Raw genomic sequence first — 18,729 nt, forward strand, 5'->3', positions numbered from 1 at the left:
CTCTTTCAAGCCTTCACCTCCCGACAAGGTGGACGACCGGACAGAGATGACTCCCTGAACATCATCAAGGAAAAATTCGCAAAGGGAGAACTCACTGCGGATGAATACCAACGAATGAAGGAAGTGCTGACAAGACAATAAGATATCGCAATAAATGAAGTTGACGACTTATGCATGTGGGGCATGTGGATTTAAAACCTGTATGCCATGCCCCCTTAACGCACCACTTGGACTTACATACCTATAAAGGGTGACCCGTGTTACCCCAAGCTCTTTACAGAGATTCCTCACGCTAGTTGTCTTGTTTTTCATTGCAGCTTGCGCCATTTGTACTTGGGTCTTGTTTAGAGCGAATCGCCGTCCTCCCTTGCGACCGCGAGCGCGGGCGGCTTCAAGCCCTGCCATGGTTCGCTCTCTGATCAATTCACGCTCGAACTCGGCAAGGGCTGCGAAGATGCCAAAAATCAGCTTGCCACTTGCAGAGGTTGTGTCGATATCTGCCCCACGCCCTGTGAGGACTTTAAAGCCAATATCCTTCTCAGCAAGTTCTTGCACCACGCATACAAGGTGCTTGAGATCTCGCCCTAGGCGATCAAGCTTCCAAATCAACAGAATGTCTCCTTGGCGTAGAGCTTTTAGGCAAGCGTCCAAACCTGGACGTTTGCCTTTCTTGCCGGAAGCCATGTCTTCATAAATGCGCTTAGCAGGAACTCCTGCCTTCAGCAAAGCATCTCGTTGGAGATCTAAATTTTGTGAGCCATCAGCTTTTGACACTCGTGCGTAACCAATTTTCATAGGCTGTTCACAAACCCTCGTTTGAGTTACATGTCCAATATAGTTCAGGTAGGTACGATATCCTGTACCTTATTCCGTATCACAAACTATGTTAACAATACGTTATTGATTCTAGAAAAGATACAAGTGGGTTCAAATGCCTCGCAGAACAGTCCTTTCCTCTTCCCAGAGAACCGTTTTTGAAGTCTTACCAAGCGTTCCGGATTTACTCACACGGTACTACGTTTTGGACGAAGACGAACTTGCACTTATTTCCAAATGTAGACGGCCACGCAATCGGCTCGGATTTGCTTTACAACTCTGTCTCATCAAATTCCCTGGAAGGGCCTTACGACCCGATGATGAAATTCCCGATTCCTTGGTCGAATTCATTGCAGAGCAAATAGGAGAAGAGTCGGAAGTCTTCTGTGGCTACGCGGACAGAGACCAGACGCGCAGAGAGCATTTTAAGACCTTGATAGAGTTTTTCCGGCTTTCAAGATTTGGAGATAGTCACTATCAAGAGATGGTGCGCTGGCTGACGCCAATTGCTGTAGACAATCCAAAGAGTACTTTCCTTGTAGGTGCAACCCTAAATGAATTGAGACGTCGCAAAATTCTGCATCCTGCTTTGACAGTTGTGGAACGCCTCGTTGCCCAGGTGAAGATCCAAGCAGATCGCAGAGTCTACAATGAAGTGACCGGCCTGTTGTCCGACAGGCACCAGGCTGATCTTAAATTTTGGCTTAATCCACGAGGCGAGAAATCACAGAGTAGACTTTCATGGATTCGTCAACCTGCTGGCCGTCCTTCTCCTATAAATGTGATTTTGATAATGGAAAAGTTGGCCGCTATCCGGTTGCTTGGTCTTCCTTCCGAGGTCTTGGACGCAGTACCGACAATTCGCCGCAAGCAACTTGCCCAAGAAGGTAATCGAATTGCTGTGCATAATCTGCGAATGTTGAATGAACAAAGACGGTATACGATCATGACCGTATGCTTGCTTGAAATTCAACGCTCCTTAATGGATGAGGTCGTCAACATGCATGACCGCATCATTGGCTCCCTAATGCGGCGTAGCCAACGAAAACAGGCTACTCAGCTACAAGATGATGCAAAGAACATCAAAACAACCGTCAACGTTTTCTCAAAGCTTGGCCAAGCCTTAATCAAAGCGCGTGAGGAGCATTTAGACCCTTGGGAGCTAATCGAGGCTGAACTGTCCTGGGATGATTTTCNTGCAACGGTTGAAGCTGCTGAAAACCTGTCTCAACCTCAGCGGTTCGATTATCTCCATTATGTTGACACGAGTTTCAATCAGATTCGGCGGTATGCTCCAACCATGTTGGAGCATTTTGACTTCCGTGCAAGCTCTGGTGGACGGGATGTTCTTACAGCTATTGATATCATCCGTGACATGAACAAAACGGGCAAACGCAAATTGCCCGACCAAGTTCCTACTTCATTTATCCCAAAACGCTGGCAACCATTTATTTTCGAAACTGATGGCCTGAACCGTAGGTACTATGAACTGTGCGCTTTAAGCGAACTCCGTAACCGACTCCGTTCTGGCGATGTATGGGTACCAGGCAGCCGTCAATTCGAAGATTTCAACGAATACCTCATGGGCCCTTCCGCTTTTCGTCAGCTTCAGGAGTCTCGTGAAATACCTGTAGCGGTCGAAACGGATTGCACAAGATACATCTCAGAGCGGAAAGAACTCCTTGAAAGTCAGTTGGAAGAATTCCAAAGGCTTCTCAGAAGCAATGATTTGGATACGGTTTGTCTCAAGAATGGTAGGCTTTCAATGCAACCATATAGGGGTAACTCTGTTCCCGATGAAGCCAAGCAATTCAGCCGGCGCGTATATGCAGAGCTTCCTCGCATTAAAATTACCGATCTCCTCATTGAAGTAGATCAATGGACAGGTTTCACCGAACAATTCACTCATTTGAGAACTGGCCAACCATCTCAAGACAAGGAATCTCTTTTGTCAGTGATTCTCTCAGATGGGATTAATCTTGGACTGACAAGGATGGCAGAGGCTAGTTCCGGGGCCTCGTATAAACAGTTGTCTTGGGTTTCGGATTGGTATGTCAGAAGCGAATGCTATTCCAGAGGGTTGGCTGAGATAACCAATTACCACCACATAATTCCACTTGCAGGACAGTGGGGCGATGGCTCCACCTCGTCTTCAGACGGGCAGCACTTTCCTCTTGGCAGTGTTGGTCGAGGCCTCGGAGATGTAAATGCCCGATATGGGCGAGATCCCGGTGTGATTTTCTACACCCACATCTCGGATCAATACACCCCATTTCACAGCCAGCTCATCAACGCAACAGCACGCGATGCAACCTATGTCCTGGACGGCTTGCTTTACCATGAAAGCAATCTCAATATTGAAGAACACTACACTGACACCGCAGGTTTTACGGACCATGTGTTTGCTCTTTGCCATTTGCTCGGATTTCGTTTTGCTCCCCGAATTCGCAACATAGGTGACGTAAAACTATACACCTTTGGCAGCGCAAAACGCTGGGCTGACCTGGAGCCGTTGATAGGATCAAAGATCAAGCAAAAGGACATTGAGAACCAATGGGAAGAGATATTGAGGCTGGCAAGCTCAATTCGATTGGGAACCGTTACGGCATCCCTCATAATTCGTAAGTTGGCCTCCTATCCACGGCAAAACAAATTGGCTTTGGCCATACGCGAGCTTGGGCGTTTGGAAAGGACTCTTTTCCTATTGGATTGGGTCAAAAAGCCAGAACTCCGTTCTCGTGTTCAAGCCGGTCTGAACAAAGGGGAGTCCAGAAACGCACTTGCTCGTGCAGTGTTTTTCAATCGACTCGGAGAAGTCCGAGATCGTTCTTTTGAAAGCCAGTGCTATAGGACTTCTGGTCTAAACCTTGTCGTAGCTACGATAATCCTCTGGAACACGGTCTATCTGGAAAAGGCCGTGAAAAAAGTACGAGAGGAAATGGATGTTCCGGAGGAGTTTCAGAGCTACCTTTCTCCGCTTGGATGGGAGCACATCAATCTCACAGGAGATTATATCTGGAATCTTGGCCAAACGCCTTAACGTGCAACTTTGTCCGCTCTATGGAGTGCCCCCGTGTACCTTGATTTCTTCACGACGAAATCCTCCTACTGTCTGATAGTCGATTTCGCCGGAAAACTCACATTCCCGGTGGACCTATTTCGCGGGAGCAGGTCACCCATACGGTACAAGTTTAAGCAGCATGCTTTAACTTGATGATTTTAAGTGTTGTCCACCAGAACTCCTAAATCCCCAAGCCCCTTGACCTTGGCAAACAATATATCCACACCGCGATACAGGTGTGCTTTAAAGCAAGTGAACGGGTCTGGATATTGGGGGGTCTTTGAAAATCGTTGTATGACCAATGCACTAATGATCTGGTCCAAATCACCTAGGAGCACATGTCTGTGAAGCTCCATGCCGTCACAGGCTTGATCTTCATAGATTGGGTCAGATATCTCCTTTAAAGATAAAAGAACACCGTACCTCATCAACACGTTCGGATTGAGTCCGGTCTTGCCTTTTAAGTTCGTCAGTCTATTAGTTGTTTGCTTCGGGAGTCTGATTCGTGAAAATTTCATAGCTACTGCCTAGGCTTCGCTGAGCGCTTTGTCTGTTTCAATCCGAACTATTTCCGTACAACCATACTTTTGGTCGTGTTGAAGAGCGTAGACATCTGACACTTTGTGTCTAATATCCGCCAGCAACTCCGAGTCTATCTCTTCATCAGTTGAAAGCAGTATCAGTTGCTCAATTGCAGGGTAATAGTTTTGGACAAGACTTCGACGATGATGGCTATCAAGGCGAGCCAAGGGTGTGTCGATAATTGTTGGTATATTACCGCTTGCAACCGAAGCTAAAGCCCACTGTATTGCGGTGGCCAATATCTGCTGTTCTCCTGCGGAGAGTCGCTTCAAGTCAATACTTGATCCAGCAGGCCCGAAAAGTTCAACCGAAAAGTCGTTCGAAATATTCACATCATGAATAAGCAGATCCTTCCTAAATAGCCTTCTGATATTGTGCAAAATCAGTCGCTGGAGGCTTTTCAACCTACGTTCAAAAAAATCATCTTTTATTCTAGCCAACACCCGTGGGAACTGCTTTGCAAGTTCCTCTGATTTGCTTTCAGAGCTTCCCTTTTCAAGCTGTTTAGCCAACTGCAGTAATTTGTTGTCGATTGCGTTTATCTCACCTTCTACACGCTTTTTTTTCTGAACAACCTCTTCAAGCTGAGCTTCTTGAACCGAAAGCTTGGTGTTTAGTTTTCGCATTTCCGACAACGTGTCAGATAGTGCGTACTTATCGGGCACCTTTTCAAGTGCAGAATCAATAGCTGACAACTCTTTCTGAGCATTATTTATTGAGGAGAATACGCCCAGAGCTTGAGGTCGAATAACATCTTGAACCATTCCAATTGCCGAGAGGACCTCATCAGTCTGAGTGGCTGATATATTATGAATTGGTTTTGATGTTGGTTCCTCAGGCACTTCAAGAGCATTTAGTGCGATTTGTCGAATCCTGTCAGGCACCCCTTCTTCTGCTAATGCGCTATCGACCAGCAAGGCACGCTCTTTTGCGAATTCCTGAACAATCTGCGTCGCCTCACCCTTTCTTTCCAATACCAACTGTTCAGCTAATTCGTCTAACTCATCCGACAACACACAAAGAGGCAGATAGCTCTGAGACAACTCTTTGATTTTGGCGCTATCTTCTTCCAACTGTTTTTCAAGTTGAGTTTTACGAGCCTGCAAGGCACCGTGTGAAGATGCTAAATTGCCTCCCATTTCATAAAAAGCCGTCTCTGTATCCCCAAGCTTTTTTTTTCCCTTTTTTATTGCCTCATTCAATTCGGCGAACCTGAGATGGAGCGCCTCTCCTTCTTTATGAAATGCGGCCTTCTCATTTTTCAAAGACTGTTGGGCTTTAAGAATTGCCTGATAATCTTTTTTGTGTTTTAGGCTATCGCTCTGATACTTACTTACTGCTTCTTCTAATCCACTTACCGCACTCAGTCCGATCAGTTTTTTTACAGCGCTGCTGATTTCCCCAGAACGCAATGACTCTCCAAGATTATTAATCTTTTCACCATCAAAGAAGAACAATTCCATCATGCCCAACGGGATGATACTAAAAATGAACTCTTGAAAAAACTTGGGGGTCACTTCCTGATACTGTTCGTTATTCTTCAGGATTATCAAAGTCTCTTTGATCTTTCCGTCATTCCTCTGCCAGCTTCTCTTAACCGTAAAATCCTCGATGCCAGAAAGAGTGCGCTGCCGAAAATCCAACTCGATAGAAGCGGAGGATTCACCACTTCTAATAAAACCATCAATGTAATCTAAGTATTTATTCTTGTTGTTATTGAACAAGAATTGGCCATATAAGCCGACTTTCATTGCTTGAAGAAGACTTGTCTTACCCGCCCCATTGTCCCCACTGATGATTGAAACAGATCGTTGTGGGGTGTGTTCAAAACTGAGAACGTGCTCGCCTTTGAAAGATGTAATATTCGTAATTAAAATTTTATTAAGTATCATGCGAGATCCCGATAGATTTCAAACTCAGTGCGCCATTCTTTCTTGAAGGACTTTGCCACTTTATTCTTGAGTCGAACTTTGGACCGAAGGCCTTGGTGGTATTGAGCTGTGGTTAATAGTTCCATTGCCAACTCTGCTGGGAAGCTCTCCTCTTCGCAAATCTGCTGAACAGCAACCTTGTCTTCTTGGGTGAGAAAGCCGATCTCATCAATGCCGTTGTCGATCGTTTTTCCATTCACCTCTTCATAAATAGCGTAGACGCTGCTCTCCCAATCATTTTTTTCTTCTTTCCACAAACGCTGGATTTCATGGAGCTCTCTTTCTTCGATTAGATATATGTATTCTGAATCTGGATACGGATTATTCTCATTCAGACGCCTTTCGGTCTGCAGAAGAGATCGCAAGAAATCTTTTCTGAAATCCATTGTGTATGGGCCACGTGCAAGCTCTTTGATTCCCTCTTCTTCCAACTTGCCTCGAATGAAGAGTGACTGGCCGTTACGTTTAACATGCTCCCTAAACTGCTTTTTATTATCTGGAATCTGCGTGAAGAGTAGGGTCTCTCTGAGGTCCTGAAGCGGAGCAAGCCATTCTTCTCCGTGTTTAATTAGAGAGGACAGGGCTTTCTCTTTTTTTACCACTGTACAACACCAACAACCAAAACGACTTTTGCCACAACTCGGAGCTTTGATGTCTAAAATGAGTGGGCACTCTCCATCGCTCGCATTTTTGTACATGTAGACGAGCTCTTTGTTGTCCGCACCCCAGGGGGAGGGATGGTCAAGTAAGTACTCCCAGATTTCTTCTGTTTCCCAATCCTCAATCAAAGTATAGACATGGGCTGTTGGAATTTCTGGGTGGGGATTGTACATCTTCCCTGAGATTTTATGGCTTTCAATCCGTTTTTTCCTGGCAGCACTTTCGCTTTTACGAGACCCAAGCAGTAGTATTGCACCTGATGACTCAAAAGCCTGGGAACGAATAAACTCTGACGTGGGATCAATCTTGAGCCGGTCAGTGCACCATCTAAAGTTGTTTGTAGGAGCAGGATAGCCTTTCCCTAACAGGTTAACCCAAAAGGTATCACTGACAGCTGGAAACACCTTGATCGGGTTGAAGGGAAGACTCTGCTTGGCCGCTGCCTCTAACATCTTACTGATGTTTAAGTCTATGTGGTTTATGACTTTAGGAATTTCAACCAAAGTGTCTGACGACAAAATGTATACTGGCTTGAACAGCTCATCAGCACATAGTTCTGACAATGCGCTCCACACCAGTTGAACAAGTACGGTAGAATCCTTTCCGCCGCTATATCCAAGTATCCAGGGCCAACTATCCGCTTTATATCGCTCTTGGATTTCGGCGTAGATGTCTGCCAGAGGGCGACCTGCGTAGATATTATCCATGTTATCCTAACTGCATTTGTTTGCGATTGAACTCTTCTTCGGCAGCATTTTCTTTATCATTCAGCTCAACGCCTAACTGCGCTTTCAGTACGTTAGTAGTAAGGATGAAGCTGATGTTTGATTTTGTGATCTTACCATTGTGCAACGCTCGTCCTTCCCAAAGACGATTGTTCCGTTTCCAATTCGCATTTCCTATGACGGAAATGGCGTCATCTAGCCTCTTACCAGCACTAAAAGCAGAGTTTGTAACGGCCGCGGCCGCATTCAAGAAAAGATTGTGCCCGCTCAGATATTCTTGTCTCAAAGCACTTGAAGCCAATTCCCCTTTTAGGAATTGCTTCCACTCATCTAGGTTGTTGCCGAGCTTTTCCCAAAATTCGCATGCATATTGGGTGCTTTCAACAACATCATCAAGATCTTTCCCCAATAGTATTTTTGTCGCGTTGTAGATGCCGTTCAATGTGAACAGATTTACCGATCGATTGGAAATCGTCGTTTTTTCAAACTCAGTGTAATTTTTAAAGAAAGAAACGCTCACAGCAACCGACCTAACTATCTCTGCGTAAGGATCGCGGGTGTCATAAAGTATGCTCAGAGACTGAGCTGGCTTGAGCGTGTAGCGGTTCAAGTCAGTAAAAATCTGCTGGCTCATTTTTAGCCCTGGATCATTGAAAAAAATTATCGGCAGGAGTTCATATTCGTTGCTTCGCTGCTCCTTTAAAGACTCAATGATCGCAGAAATCCTATGTTGGCCATCATTGATAAGATACCTTGCACGATCCCTGATCAGCAGTGATCCAACATTAGGTGACCCCTCTGCCTTTTCGAAGGTCACATCGCCATCAATCGATACAGTGACAGCAGAAAAAACATAACTATCAGTGTTTGATAGAAGGTATTGTTTAATTGATTTAACACGTGTTTTGTTTAGAACTCGTTGAGCTCTCTCCACTGGAGGGATGTCATAGTTGTCTATCTCATTAAAGATTTCAGGCAAAAGGTAAAATGGACAATTGGCAAGGTAATACTCTCGTCCAGCCTGAACCCCTTTCACCGCAGCGAAACGACGTTCGTACAAGTCTCTTGGATGATTGGAAGACACAAAAACCTCACTTCATTGGAATTTGTAAAAACTGCGGTGGAAGTTGTTTTTTTCACTTCCACTTTAAGTACATTAAGCCCTCAAAACCGTCAAGAAACACGGGCGGAATAAGAGCGCTGAAATCATTTTTTTAAGTAGGATACCTGCATCCAATTGCACATCAAAACACCGAGTCTGGGTTCTACTTAAGCAATGACCCAGGCATATTGGCCTCCTTTCCATTTAAATACTTTATTACACACGGGAGTGGATCATTTTCACTTCATTTAAAAACTTTATTACTTACCTCATGCCGGAGATCGTCGGTTATCAAGGGTTGCTGCCCATAAAATTTAAAAACTTTATTACTCACCCACATAGCTTTTACTCCCGTACATTACACAATAGGGCCCGCCGGAGGATAAGCCTCCGGCGGGCCTTTCAGGCAGACCAAAGGGGCGGGCCCCCTTTGGAATCCCTGGGTTGTCAGCGGGGTTGCAGCTGCCGGGTTCATGCGGCCGCATATCTCGCGTCCCAGCTGCAACCCCGCTGACGGGGATTTGGATTCTGTGCGTCTTGGCTGACGAGTTTCTGTAGCAGAATTCAGTCAAGCGGGACTTGCCCTGCTCACATATTCCGCCGCAGAATTCCTAACAAGGCATCTTTTCCCGACAACCAAGTACCGAGCAATGCCTTCATCAGAATGGCCCGCCGGAGGCGGCCTTAAAAAAAGCTTCGGATCAGGCTTTGAATCGGTACCCTACGCCTCTTACGGTTTCTACCCAATCTGCGTAGGGGCCGAGTTTTTGGCGCAGCCGTCGCACGTGAGTATCGACGGTTCTGGAGTAACCTTCGAAGTGGGTATCCCAGACGGTGTCGAGCAGATGGTCGCGGGTTTGCACTTTGCCTTTTCCGAGGACAAGTTCGGTAAGCAGTTTGAACTCTGTGGCGGTCAGCGGTGTGGGTTCGTCGTCCACTTTGAGTTCGTGTGCTTCAAAGTCGATGTGGAGGCCGTCTCGTTCCCATGTGTTGGGAGCCTGCTTCACCGGCTCGTTGCTTCTGCGCAGGATGGCCTTGATGCGCAGGATGAGTTCCCGCGGGGAGAACGGTTTGACGACGTAATCGTCTGCGCCGAGTTCCAGACCGACGATACGGTCGATTTCTTCGCCTTTTGCGGTGAGCATCACTACGGGGATGTGCGAAAGCGCCGAGTCCTGCTTGACTCTTCTGCATACTTCGAGACCGTCGAGGCCGGGAAGCATGAGGTCGAGCAGGATCATGTCGGGCAGGAAGGTGGCGGCCCGTTCAAGGCCGGCGGCGCCGTCTGATTCTGCTGCCACTTCGAATCCGGCCTGTGCGAGATTGTATTTGAGCAGCTCCCGCGTGTCCTTGTGGTCCTCTACGACGAGGATCTTCTTGTCTGCCACGGTGGACTCCTTTGGTTTGCGTGCGTTGTCTCACTAATACAGGTATGTCACCGCTTCGTGACGAGACATTGACGATCGAATGGCAGCGGCCGAATTTCGGTCATTATCGCGCCCTCTTCCGCATACTGCCATGGGCAAGGGAAATATTCCAGCTTTCGAGCGTAAAGTGTTTCGGAAAGCGACCGATTAATCATGCAGCATTGCATGAACCTTTCAAGGCGGACCGCTTATGTATTATCATGGATTCGATCGAAAATTCCCTTCGGGGCAGAAATACTGGAGCATGTACGACGACCAGCTCATCGGCATGCTGTTTTCCAAGATCGTCAACAAGACGCTGACCGTTTCGGAGCAGGAGGAGGACATGGTGGACGACATGGTCAACAACCTGTTCGACCTCTGCTTCTACATCAACAAGGACTTCCATGAGTGCTGATGCGCTCGGTTGTTGCCATCGCAAATCCATATTGCGAAGAGGCGGTTCGGAGGCGGTCTCCGAGCCGCCTTTTCGTGTCCGCCGTGGCAGCAGCTCAGGTCAATAATGGACCGTTGGATTCGAGACGCATACCTTTTCGGATCAGCTCCCGTCATTTCGGTGGTGGGAGCTTGCCGGGACGGATTGTCGGGATCGGCTTTGCCTCGCTTCTGGCAAGGGCCACCGAGCCGCCGATTATCAGCAGCGATCCGGCCAGCGTCATGGGGCCGGGGATCGCTCCGAAGACGGCCCAACCGAGGAGCGCGGCCATCACGATTTCCAGATAGCCGATGGCGGAGACCGGCCCGGCCTTGTCCTTCTGGTAGCCCTGCGTCATGAGGTGCTGCCCCATGTTGGTGAACAGGCCCACGCCAGCCAGCAGGAGCCACTGTGTCCCGTCGGGCAAGGCCCAGTTCCAGCCGTCGAGCAACGGCGCGCCGAAGAGAATCACCATGGGCGGATAGATGATGACGGAGAGCGGATGCTCGTGCTGGGCGAGCCGGCGCACGGAAATGATGGCGAAGCTGGAGAGCAGCGCGCCGAGGATGGCCACGGAAACGGCGAGCGGCGGCAGCGGCATGGGCGTGCCGAACAGGAACGACGGCTGCGTCACGAGAACGATCCCGCTCAAACTGACCAGCACTGAAAGCACGCCGCGGGCGGTCATGCGCTCGCCAAGCACCGGCACGGCCAGCAGGGCCACGAAAACCGGATGCAGGAAGAGCAGCACGGTGGCGTCTGCCAAGGGTAGATGGATGAACGAGTAGAAATTGCAGCCCATGGCGGCAAAGCCGAGAACGCCGCGCAGAAGCAGCAGCCCCTTTCGGTTGCCGAGAATCGGCGCCCCGGTGCCGCGGATCAGGGCCACACTGTAGACGATGCCGACCACCGCACGCGCAAAAAGCACCTGAAGCGGCGGAAGTCCCTGACCGGCGAGTTTGACCAGCATCGACCCGACGGCAAAGAAGACGGTCCCTGCAAGCATGCAGCGAACGCCGGATGCGTTGAAGAATGGCATGACGTGGACACCGTAGAAAGAAGAAGCCATTGTTGCAATAAAATTGGGCACTTTTTCAGGCACTTTCAGAGTATGGAAATTTATGCTATTTCATTCTCCGAATGGGCCCCTCGCGATGCAGGACAAGGCTGCGCGAGAGGCCTTTTGGCATATAGCATCAGTCTTAATTCGGGAGGACGACCTTGTTTAAGAATATGAGTATGCGGAGCAAGATACTTGTTCCTATCTGTACTGCGGTGGTGATCGTATTCATCGCCACCATGACCATTACCGGCATGCGCATGAGCAAACTGCTCAAACGCGATGCCGAAAAGCTGGCCACGGCGGTCTCCAAGGACTACGGCAGCGAGATCGGGGCATCCGTGGAGAAGGGCATGGAGAGCGCGCGTACCATCGCGTCGTTCATGGGCGGCGCCAAAGAAGTTCGCGGGGTTTTCGGGCGGAAGAAGGCCATAGCCATGCTGCGCTCCGTGCTTGAGGAAAGCCCGCACCTCGACGGCATCTGGACCGTGTGGAAGGAAGACGGGTTCGACGGCGTTGACGGTGCATTCGGCAGCACCGAAATGCACGACGAAACCGGCCGCTTCATTCCGCGCTGGTACCGCAACGCCAAGGGCGAGATCGTCGGCGAAGCGATGAAGAACTACACGGCCGAGGGTGAAAAAGGATATTTCTACAGCAAGCCCTTCAAGACCAAGAAGCCCTACGTGGGCTCGCCCGTTACCGTAAAATGGGGCGGCGAAAAGGTCATGAAGGTCACCGCCAGTGTTCCCGTCATGGTCAAGGACGAGGTCTACGGCGTGGCCGGGGCGGACATCATCCTCAACCGGATGCAGGATATCGTCAAAGACATTTCCCTGTTCGGCTCCGGGTACGGGTTCGTCATCAGCGACGAGGGCAAACTCATCGCCCACCCCAAGAAAGACATCATCGGCACAGACGTATTGAACTATTTTGACGGACAGGACGCCGAACAGCTCGCAAAAGCCGTGGAAAACGGCACGCCGCTGGAACTGCGGTCCAAGTCCGAGGTGACCAAAAAGGAAACCTACTACGTCTTCGTGCCCTTCGAACTCGCCGGAACCGGCGTAAAGTGGCTCTTCGGCGTCAACGTGCCCATGGACAGCGTCATGGCCGAATCGCGGGAGCTCATGCTCATCAACGCTGGCATGGGCGCCGTGGCTCTGGTGGTCATCGGCCTCATCATCTTCTTCGTTGCCGGAACCATCGTCCGCCCCCTCAAACGGATTGTCGGTGCCGCCGAGGAAGTTGCCGCAGGCAATCTGGACACCAAGGTGGACATCCATCAGAAAGACGAGATCGGCGTGCTGGCCGACGTGCTGCGCAAGATGGTCTCCAATCTGGTGGAGATGATCGACACCGCTGAACAGAAATCCGCCGAAGCGGAAGAACAGACCAAGGCTGCCCGCGTGGCCACCGAAGAAGCCGAAGAAGCGCGCCAACAGGCGGAGATCGCCAAGAAGCAGGGTGCGCTTCAGGCTGCCGAGGCCCTTGAGGGCATTGTGCGCCGCATCACCGCATCCTCCGAGGAACTCACCGGTCAGGTGCGACAGGCCAGCAGCGGCGCCGAATCCCAGAGCTCCATGGCTTCCGAAGCGGCCACCGCCATGGAACAGATGAACGCCTCCGTCCTCGAAGTCGCGCGCAACGCCTCCCTTGCCGCGGAGAGTGCCGACGGCGCGAGCGGTCAGGCCCGCAACGGCTCCGAAGTGGTCTCCACGCTGGTGCAGGCCATCGGCGAAGTGAGCAGCCGCTCTCAGGAAATGAAGGAGCAGCTCTCCGGACTCGGCAAGAAGGCCGAAGGCATCGGCGAGATCATGAACGTCATCACCGACATCGCCGACCAGACCAACCTGCTGGCGCTGAACGCGGCCATCGAGGCGGCCCGGGCAGGCGAGGCCGGACGCGGATTCGCCGTTGTCGCGGATGAGGTCCGCAAGCTGGCGGAAAAGACCATGAACGCCACCAAGGACGTGGAGGATTCGGTCGGCCAGATCCAGCAGGGCACGCGCGACAGCATCGAGAGCATGGACATCGCCGCGGACGCGGTCACCCGCAGCACCTCCCTCGCGGGCGACGCGGGCAACTCCCTTGAAGAGATCGTGACCATCGTGCGCGAAACCGCCGACCAGGTTCGCAACATCGCAACGGCGTCCGAAGAGCAGTCTTCGGCAAGCGAGCAGATCAGCCGCTCCGTGGACGAGGTCAACCGCATCTCCGACCAGACCGCCGAAGCCATGCAGCACTCCAGCGACGCCATCGGCGAACTGGCGAACATGGCCACCGAACTCAATGACCTCATCACGAGGCTCAAGAACGAATAACGGTCTTTGACGACCTTTTGCACGGGGGCTTGCGTCGATCGACGCAAGCCCCCGTTTTCTTGAATCGTGGATAGACTTTACAAATCAGGCCCATCGTTATAGAGAATTTTTTCGCGTCAGAAAATGCCAAACCCGCCGCGAGGCGGGGACGGAAAGCCACGGGTCTCAAGCAGACGGCCGGGTTGCCGGGACGCCTTTCGGTCCGACTCGGACCTCTTCATCTCCGGCACAGGTCCGTCTGGCGCCCTTCAGGGAACAGCCATGAGCGGAAGCAGGGACACATCCATACAGGACGGCAGGCCATCCTTTCCAAACGGAAAGGGGCTGGTGCCCATCTCTGCGCACGTGCTTTCCCCCTCCACGGTGGGCGCTTTTTCCGTCTACCTCGTTCAGGACGACAAGCCGGTGCTCTACGCCACCAAAGGCGAAAGCTTCACGCCGCGCCACCGCCAGCGCCTTGCCGAACTTGACGTCAACCAGCTCTACATCGTCCCGTCCGAGCGCAAGGCATACGTAAATTTCGTCAGGGACAACCTGACCACCCTGCTCGACGACGAGAGCATCCCCTGCAGCGAACGGGCGCGCTTTTTCTGCGAAGCCACCACCGCACTGGCCCGGGACGCTTTTGACCGCTCCCTGCCCAACCCCGGCGGCGTGGTCCGCTTTCGCAGAATCCAGACGCTCATCCGCGACGGCTCCAACTTCTTCACCGGCCCGGAAGGCGTACGAGAGATTTTCCGGCTGGTATCGGAAAACGAGGACCTGTACGCTCACGGCGTGGGGTGCATGGTGCTTTCGGCAAGCCTGCTGTCGCGATTCGCCCCGGACGACAGGGAACTGCTCACCGCCTGCTCCATGGGAGCGCTCATGCACGACGTGGGAAAGCTGGAACTGCCGGAGCACATCCTGAACGCCGCCCCGGACGCGCTGGAGCACCACGACATGGAACAGCTGCATTCCCATCCGGCCCTCGGGGTGAGCGTCTGCTCCATTCTTCCCCTGCCGCAGGAGAGCCTGCACTGCATCCTCTTCCATCACGAGTTGGAAGACGGCTCGGGATACCCCACGCGCGCCAGCGGGGACATGATCCCTTTCTATGCCCGCATCGTCTCGCTGTGCAATTTTTATGAGGGTTTGATTCGCGAGCGGCCGTGGCGCAGGGCGCTGTCCCCGCGTGAAGCACTGTGCCGAATCCGCGATCATGGCGGGAAGTTCGACCGGACGATGGTCGAGCTGCTTGAAGGAGTGGTCACTCGCTCCGGCATGGTTTGAAGGCGGCGCCCCTCGGGGCGCCGCCACTTTTTTCAGAACCGCTCGAATTCGCCTTCATCCACGGAAGGAAGCGCCGTACGCGCGGGTTTCCCCATTCCACGAGCCGAACGGCTACGCCCTTCGATTCGGAAGAAGGACATGGTCTGCTCAAGAGACGCCGCCAGATCGGCCAGCTGTTTTGCCGATGCGGCCACATCTTCGGCATTGGCGGCGTTGGTCTGCAACAGGGTATCCATCTGGGTGATGGCTCCGGCTATCTCCCGGGAGCCTATGCTCTGCTCTTCGCTCGACTCGGTTATCTCGCTCACGAGCTTGGCGGTCTGCTGCACTTCCGGCACGATGTCCTGAATGATGCGCCCCGCCTTTTCCGCCACACCGAGGCTCTCCGAAGACTTGGTGGCGATCTCCGCCGCGGCCTGCCCACTGCGTTCCGCCAGTTTGCGAACCTCTCCGGCCACCACCGCAAACCCTTTGCCGTGTTCTCCGGCCCGCGCTGCCTCGATGGCCGCGTTCAGTGCCAGCAGGTTGGTCTGTCTGGCTATTTCTTCGATGATGGAAATGCGTTCGGCAATGTCCTTCATGGCCGCCACGGTTTCGGCCACCGCCTCTCCGCCTTCCAGTGCGGATTCGGCCGTCTTCTCGGCAATCTCGCGTGTCCGCCGGGCATTTTCGGTATTTGCGGCAATGCCCGCAGAGACCTCTTCCACCGATGACGACACTTCTTCCATGGTACTCGCCTGCTGCTCCACGCTGTCGGAAAGACTGGATGAAGACTCATTCAGCACCCGGCTGCCTTCGGCTACGGACTGGCCGCTCTCAAGCACGCGGGAAACGATCTCGCGCAACTTGCTGATCATGGCTGTCAGTGCGCCGGCAAGATCGCCCACTTCGTCATTGTGCGGGTAGCTGATGCTTGCGCCGAGGTCGCCTTTCGCCAGTTGCCCGGCAAAGTCCGCGCTCTCGGCCAGCGGACGGGATATCACCCTTTTGAGGCCGTAGTAAGCCCCGAGGAAGGACATGATCACGAAGACCGCCACCAAGACGCCGATGATCCAGTTCAGGTCGGCGATCAGGGCCAGCGGTCCGGAGATGTCCATGCCGATGACGATAACGCCCACCTGACGCCCCTTGTAGTCCCGCACGGGGAAGGCAGTGAGCGCCTTGTTGCCCACCAGCTTGACGCTTCGTCCGTCGGTGCCGCTCTGCACGAACTCCGAGGACACCAGATCGCGCGTGGTCTGATCGTCCTTTCCGGAGGTGAGCACGAACCTGCCGTCCAGCAGCGGGTACTTGGCAGCGTCCTGAAGCCTGGTGGTGACGGGAAGCAGGTCGGCGTTCATGTATACGAGCATGGACGAGGATTCGTCGCTTGCCAGCGGCTTGAGGGCGTCGGAAAACCCTACCAGCACCTCGCATGATCCGAGCGTTTCCCCCTCCTCGCCCTTCACCGGGACAAGGCCGCGAATGGAAAAACCGCCGCGCCCGGGCTCGATGCCTTTCACGGGACTGCCGGAAGCATTGACGTCCAGCACGGTCTTGCGAAACGAGGAAATATCGTCAGAGATATCGACCCATTGCCCGTTGCGCTTGGCCTGCTTGCCACGCCAGAGACGCACGAGGCTTCGGCCGTTCGGAAGATGGAAGTGCAGCCGGAACTTGGAGCCGGTCACCGACTGGTATCCTTCGAGGTTCGGTTGCATCACGCTACGGATTCGTTCGCGTGCGGCCTGCGCCTGTTGAGAGCGCGGATCATCCATATCGCCCGAGCGCGCCGTGCGGAAGGCGTCGCGAATGGCGGGATCGGCGCTGAACAGAGCCGCCATGGCCTGTGCGCCGTCCTCGGCGGACGATATGGCCTGCTCGACCTGACTCGTCTTGGAATCCACGAGCATCTCGACGAACGAGTGCTCAAGTTTACCGAAGTTGGAAGAGATGATGTACCAGCCCACGCCGACCAGAATGATCGCCAGCACCGTGAACGGGATCATCATTTTGGCCAGAACGGGAACTCTTCTGGATTGCATTGGGGCCCCCTTGGAACAACTGTATTGTTTTCCGGATAGGCCTCGTGGGGAAATCCCGTATACCTTAGAGTCGTTTTATTGAAAAGAATCCATTTGGGACTTTTGCCGACGGGGAATCGTTCATCCAGCCCGGCACGAATCCCATGCCGTGGCTCAAGTGGGACTCCAGCTCGCGGTAGCCCGGCTGAAACCGCTCCACCAGTCGCCAGTAGGATTTGGAATGGTTGGGATGCCTCAGGTGGCAGAGTTCATGGATCATCAGGTGCCGCAACAACTCCGGGGACAGGAACAGGGCCTTGCAGTTGAGGCTGATGCGCCCGCGCGATGAACAGCTGCCCCAGCGTCGGCTCTGGCTGCGGATGGTCACGGAGTCGAAGGTAAGACCAAGCTCATCGGCCACGTTGCGCAACATGGGTGGCAGATGCTCCCGCGCCGTTCGCCTGACAAAATCCCTGAGACGTTCGAACATCGCGTCTTCGGCCCCTGTAGGACCGGAAAGCATGATCGAAGCGGCGTTTCCGCGCAGACGGACCACTCCTGCGCGCTCCACGCGGCGGACCTCGAACCCCAGCCCAACGCCCGGGAAATCCACTCGCGACGGCAGCTCATGCGCTTCAGGCCACGGCGGACGTCCCTGCTCCACCATGGAGCGGGCGGTGTATTCGATCCACGCACGCTTCTCGCGCAACACATCTGACACCATGGACTCCGGTGCCTCCGGCGGCAACACCAACTGAAGACCGGTGCCGGGAAGCAGCTTGACGATAACCCGCTTGGCACGGGGATTCCTGCGAACGTAATACGGAAGCGAGGCCATCTCAGTCCCGGTCCTCCGCCGCCACGGGCTCGATCCCTGCCCGGCGCAAAGCCCTTGCGAGGAACCCGTCACCGGGAATCAACCGCCTTTGAAAGGTACCGTCATAGATCATCCCGCAGCCGCAGGAAGGGGACCTCGGCTGCAACAGGGCGGTTCGGCATCCGGCACAGACGGCCAGCTTCACGGCCTCCCGTGCCCCGCGCCGGAAATGCTCGGTGAAGTCGGTGCCGCTCTCGTCCACCACCCTGTCGTCCCGAATCTCCACGGGATTGCGCGGCGTGGGCAAACCGCCAAGCTGCTCGGGACACACGGGAATCGCCCGTCCCTGCTCCACCAGCCGCACTGCGTCCGGATGCTCGTTGTCGCCGCCGTCGTAACGGCACTTCACACCCGCAAGACAGGCGCTGACCAATATCATATCATCGCGCATGAGAACTCCTTGCCCGGCCGTTTTCGGGGCTGCATAACCGGCCATGGACGGGCGGCGGAAGCTTACCCTTGATCAATGAGGGA

Annotated in this window: 15 protein-coding genes and 1 riboswitch; of the genes, 5 read left to right on the plus strand and 10 right to left on the minus strand. The window is 53.1% G+C overall.

Annotated elements, in window-relative coordinates; translation table 11 throughout:
• The first annotated feature begins 60 nt into the window (after positions 1–60).
• Complete coding sequence (locus tag B149_RS18885; RefSeq protein WP_281109921.1) at positions 61–141, plus strand: SHOCT domain-containing protein; 81 nt, start codon at positions 61–63, stop codon at positions 139–141.
• A 27-nt stretch (positions 142–168) separates the two neighbouring features.
• On the opposite strand, the gene B149_RS0114645 is transcribed toward B149_RS18885, so the two are convergent.
• Positions 169–795 carry a recombinase family protein gene (locus B149_RS0114645; RefSeq protein WP_015413927.1) on the minus strand — a complete coding sequence of 209 codons (627 nt, stop codon included), beginning with the start codon at positions 793–795 and terminating at the stop codon, positions 169–171.
• A gap of 136 nt (positions 796–931) precedes the next feature.
• On the opposite strand from B149_RS0114645, the gene B149_RS0114650 reads away from it, so the two are divergent.
• Positions 932–3,856, plus strand: a complete 2,925-nt coding sequence (locus B149_RS0114650) for a Tn3 family transposase (RefSeq protein WP_026167645.1) — start codon at positions 932–934, stop codon at positions 3,854–3,856.
• 179 nt (positions 3,857–4,035) lie between these two features.
• On the opposite strand, the gene B149_RS19005 is transcribed toward B149_RS0114650, so the two are convergent.
• The 5 genes from B149_RS19005 to B149_RS0114675 all read right to left on the minus strand — a co-directional run bounded on the left by B149_RS19005 (position 4,036) and on the right by B149_RS0114675 (position 10,265).
• The gene (locus B149_RS19005) at positions 4,036–4,395 is read right to left on the minus strand and encodes a DndE family protein (protein ID WP_018125920.1); all 360 of its coding nucleotides are present in this window, start codon (positions 4,393–4,395) and stop codon (positions 4,036–4,038) included.
• 9 nt (positions 4,396–4,404) lie between these two features.
• Positions 4,405–6,351, minus strand: coding sequence for a DNA sulfur modification protein DndD (gene dndD / locus B149_RS0114660; protein ID WP_018125921.1), 1,947 nt, complete (start codon positions 6,349–6,351; stop codon positions 4,405–4,407).
• A complete protein-coding gene (gene dndC, locus B149_RS17465) occupies positions 6,348–7,757 on the minus strand; it encodes a DNA phosphorothioation system sulfurtransferase DndC (RefSeq protein WP_018125922.1) in 1,410 nt (469 codons plus the stop codon). Before dndC ends, dndD begins: the two co-directional genes overlap by 4 nt.
• A 1-nt stretch (position 7,758) precedes the next feature.
• Positions 7,759–8,859: a DNA sulfur modification protein DndB gene (dndB, locus tag B149_RS0114670; protein WP_083909252.1), complete on the minus strand. Its 1,101-nt coding sequence runs from the start codon at positions 8,857–8,859 to the stop codon at positions 7,759–7,761.
• A 719-nt stretch (positions 8,860–9,578) separates the two neighbouring features.
• Entirely contained in the window at positions 9,579–10,265 is a 687-nt protein-coding gene (locus B149_RS0114675; RefSeq protein ID WP_018125924.1) for a response regulator, read from the minus strand.
• A 229-nt stretch (positions 10,266–10,494) separates the two neighbouring features.
• On the opposite strand from B149_RS0114675, the gene B149_RS0114680 reads away from it, so the two are divergent.
• The gene (locus B149_RS0114680) at positions 10,495–10,701 is read left to right on the plus strand and encodes a hypothetical protein (RefSeq protein ID WP_018125925.1); all 207 of its coding nucleotides are present in this window, start codon (positions 10,495–10,497) and stop codon (positions 10,699–10,701) included.
• Between the two features lie 151 nt (positions 10,702–10,852).
• On the opposite strand, the gene B149_RS17470 is transcribed toward B149_RS0114680, so the two are convergent.
• Positions 10,853–11,758: a DMT family transporter gene (locus B149_RS17470; RefSeq protein ID WP_018125926.1), complete on the minus strand. Its 906-nt coding sequence runs from the start codon at positions 11,756–11,758 to the stop codon at positions 10,853–10,855.
• A gap of 200 nt (positions 11,759–11,958) precedes the next feature.
• Between B149_RS17470 and B149_RS0114690 the strand changes: the two genes are divergently transcribed.
• Both B149_RS0114690 and B149_RS0114695 read left to right on the plus strand, forming a co-directional pair.
• Entirely contained in the window at positions 11,959–14,103 is a 2,145-nt protein-coding gene (locus B149_RS0114690; protein WP_040373002.1) for a methyl-accepting chemotaxis protein, read from the plus strand.
• Between the two features lie 115 nt (positions 14,104–14,218).
• A riboswitch (cyclic di-GMP riboswitch) is annotated at positions 14,219–14,293 on the plus strand.
• Between the two features lie 71 nt (positions 14,294–14,364).
• A complete protein-coding gene (locus B149_RS0114695; protein WP_018125928.1) occupies positions 14,365–15,375 on the plus strand; it encodes an HD-GYP domain-containing protein in 1,011 nt (336 codons plus the stop codon).
• Positions 15,376–15,407: 32 nt separating this feature from the next.
• Here B149_RS0114695 and B149_RS17475 read toward each other — a convergent pair whose 3' ends face one another.
• From B149_RS17475 to B149_RS0114710, 3 genes are all read right to left on the minus strand, one after another.
• Entirely contained in the window at positions 15,408–17,399 is a 1,992-nt protein-coding gene (locus B149_RS17475) for a methyl-accepting chemotaxis protein (protein ID WP_018125929.1), read from the minus strand.
• Positions 17,400–17,463: 64 nt separating this feature from the next.
• The gene (locus B149_RS17480) at positions 17,464–18,216 is read right to left on the minus strand and encodes a M48 family metallopeptidase (protein WP_018125930.1); all 753 of its coding nucleotides are present in this window, start codon (positions 18,214–18,216) and stop codon (positions 17,464–17,466) included.
• A 1-nt stretch (position 18,217) separates the two neighbouring features.
• Positions 18,218–18,646, minus strand: coding sequence for a 2-thiouracil desulfurase family protein (locus B149_RS0114710; RefSeq protein ID WP_018125931.1), 429 nt, complete (start codon positions 18,644–18,646; stop codon positions 18,218–18,220).
• Positions 18,647–18,729 lie beyond the last annotated feature (83 nt).

The organism is Desulfovibrio oxyclinae DSM 11498, from assembly GCF_000375485.1.
GTDB classification, from domain to species: domain Bacteria; phylum Desulfobacterota; class Desulfovibrionia; order Desulfovibrionales; family Desulfovibrionaceae; genus Pseudodesulfovibrio; species Pseudodesulfovibrio oxyclinae.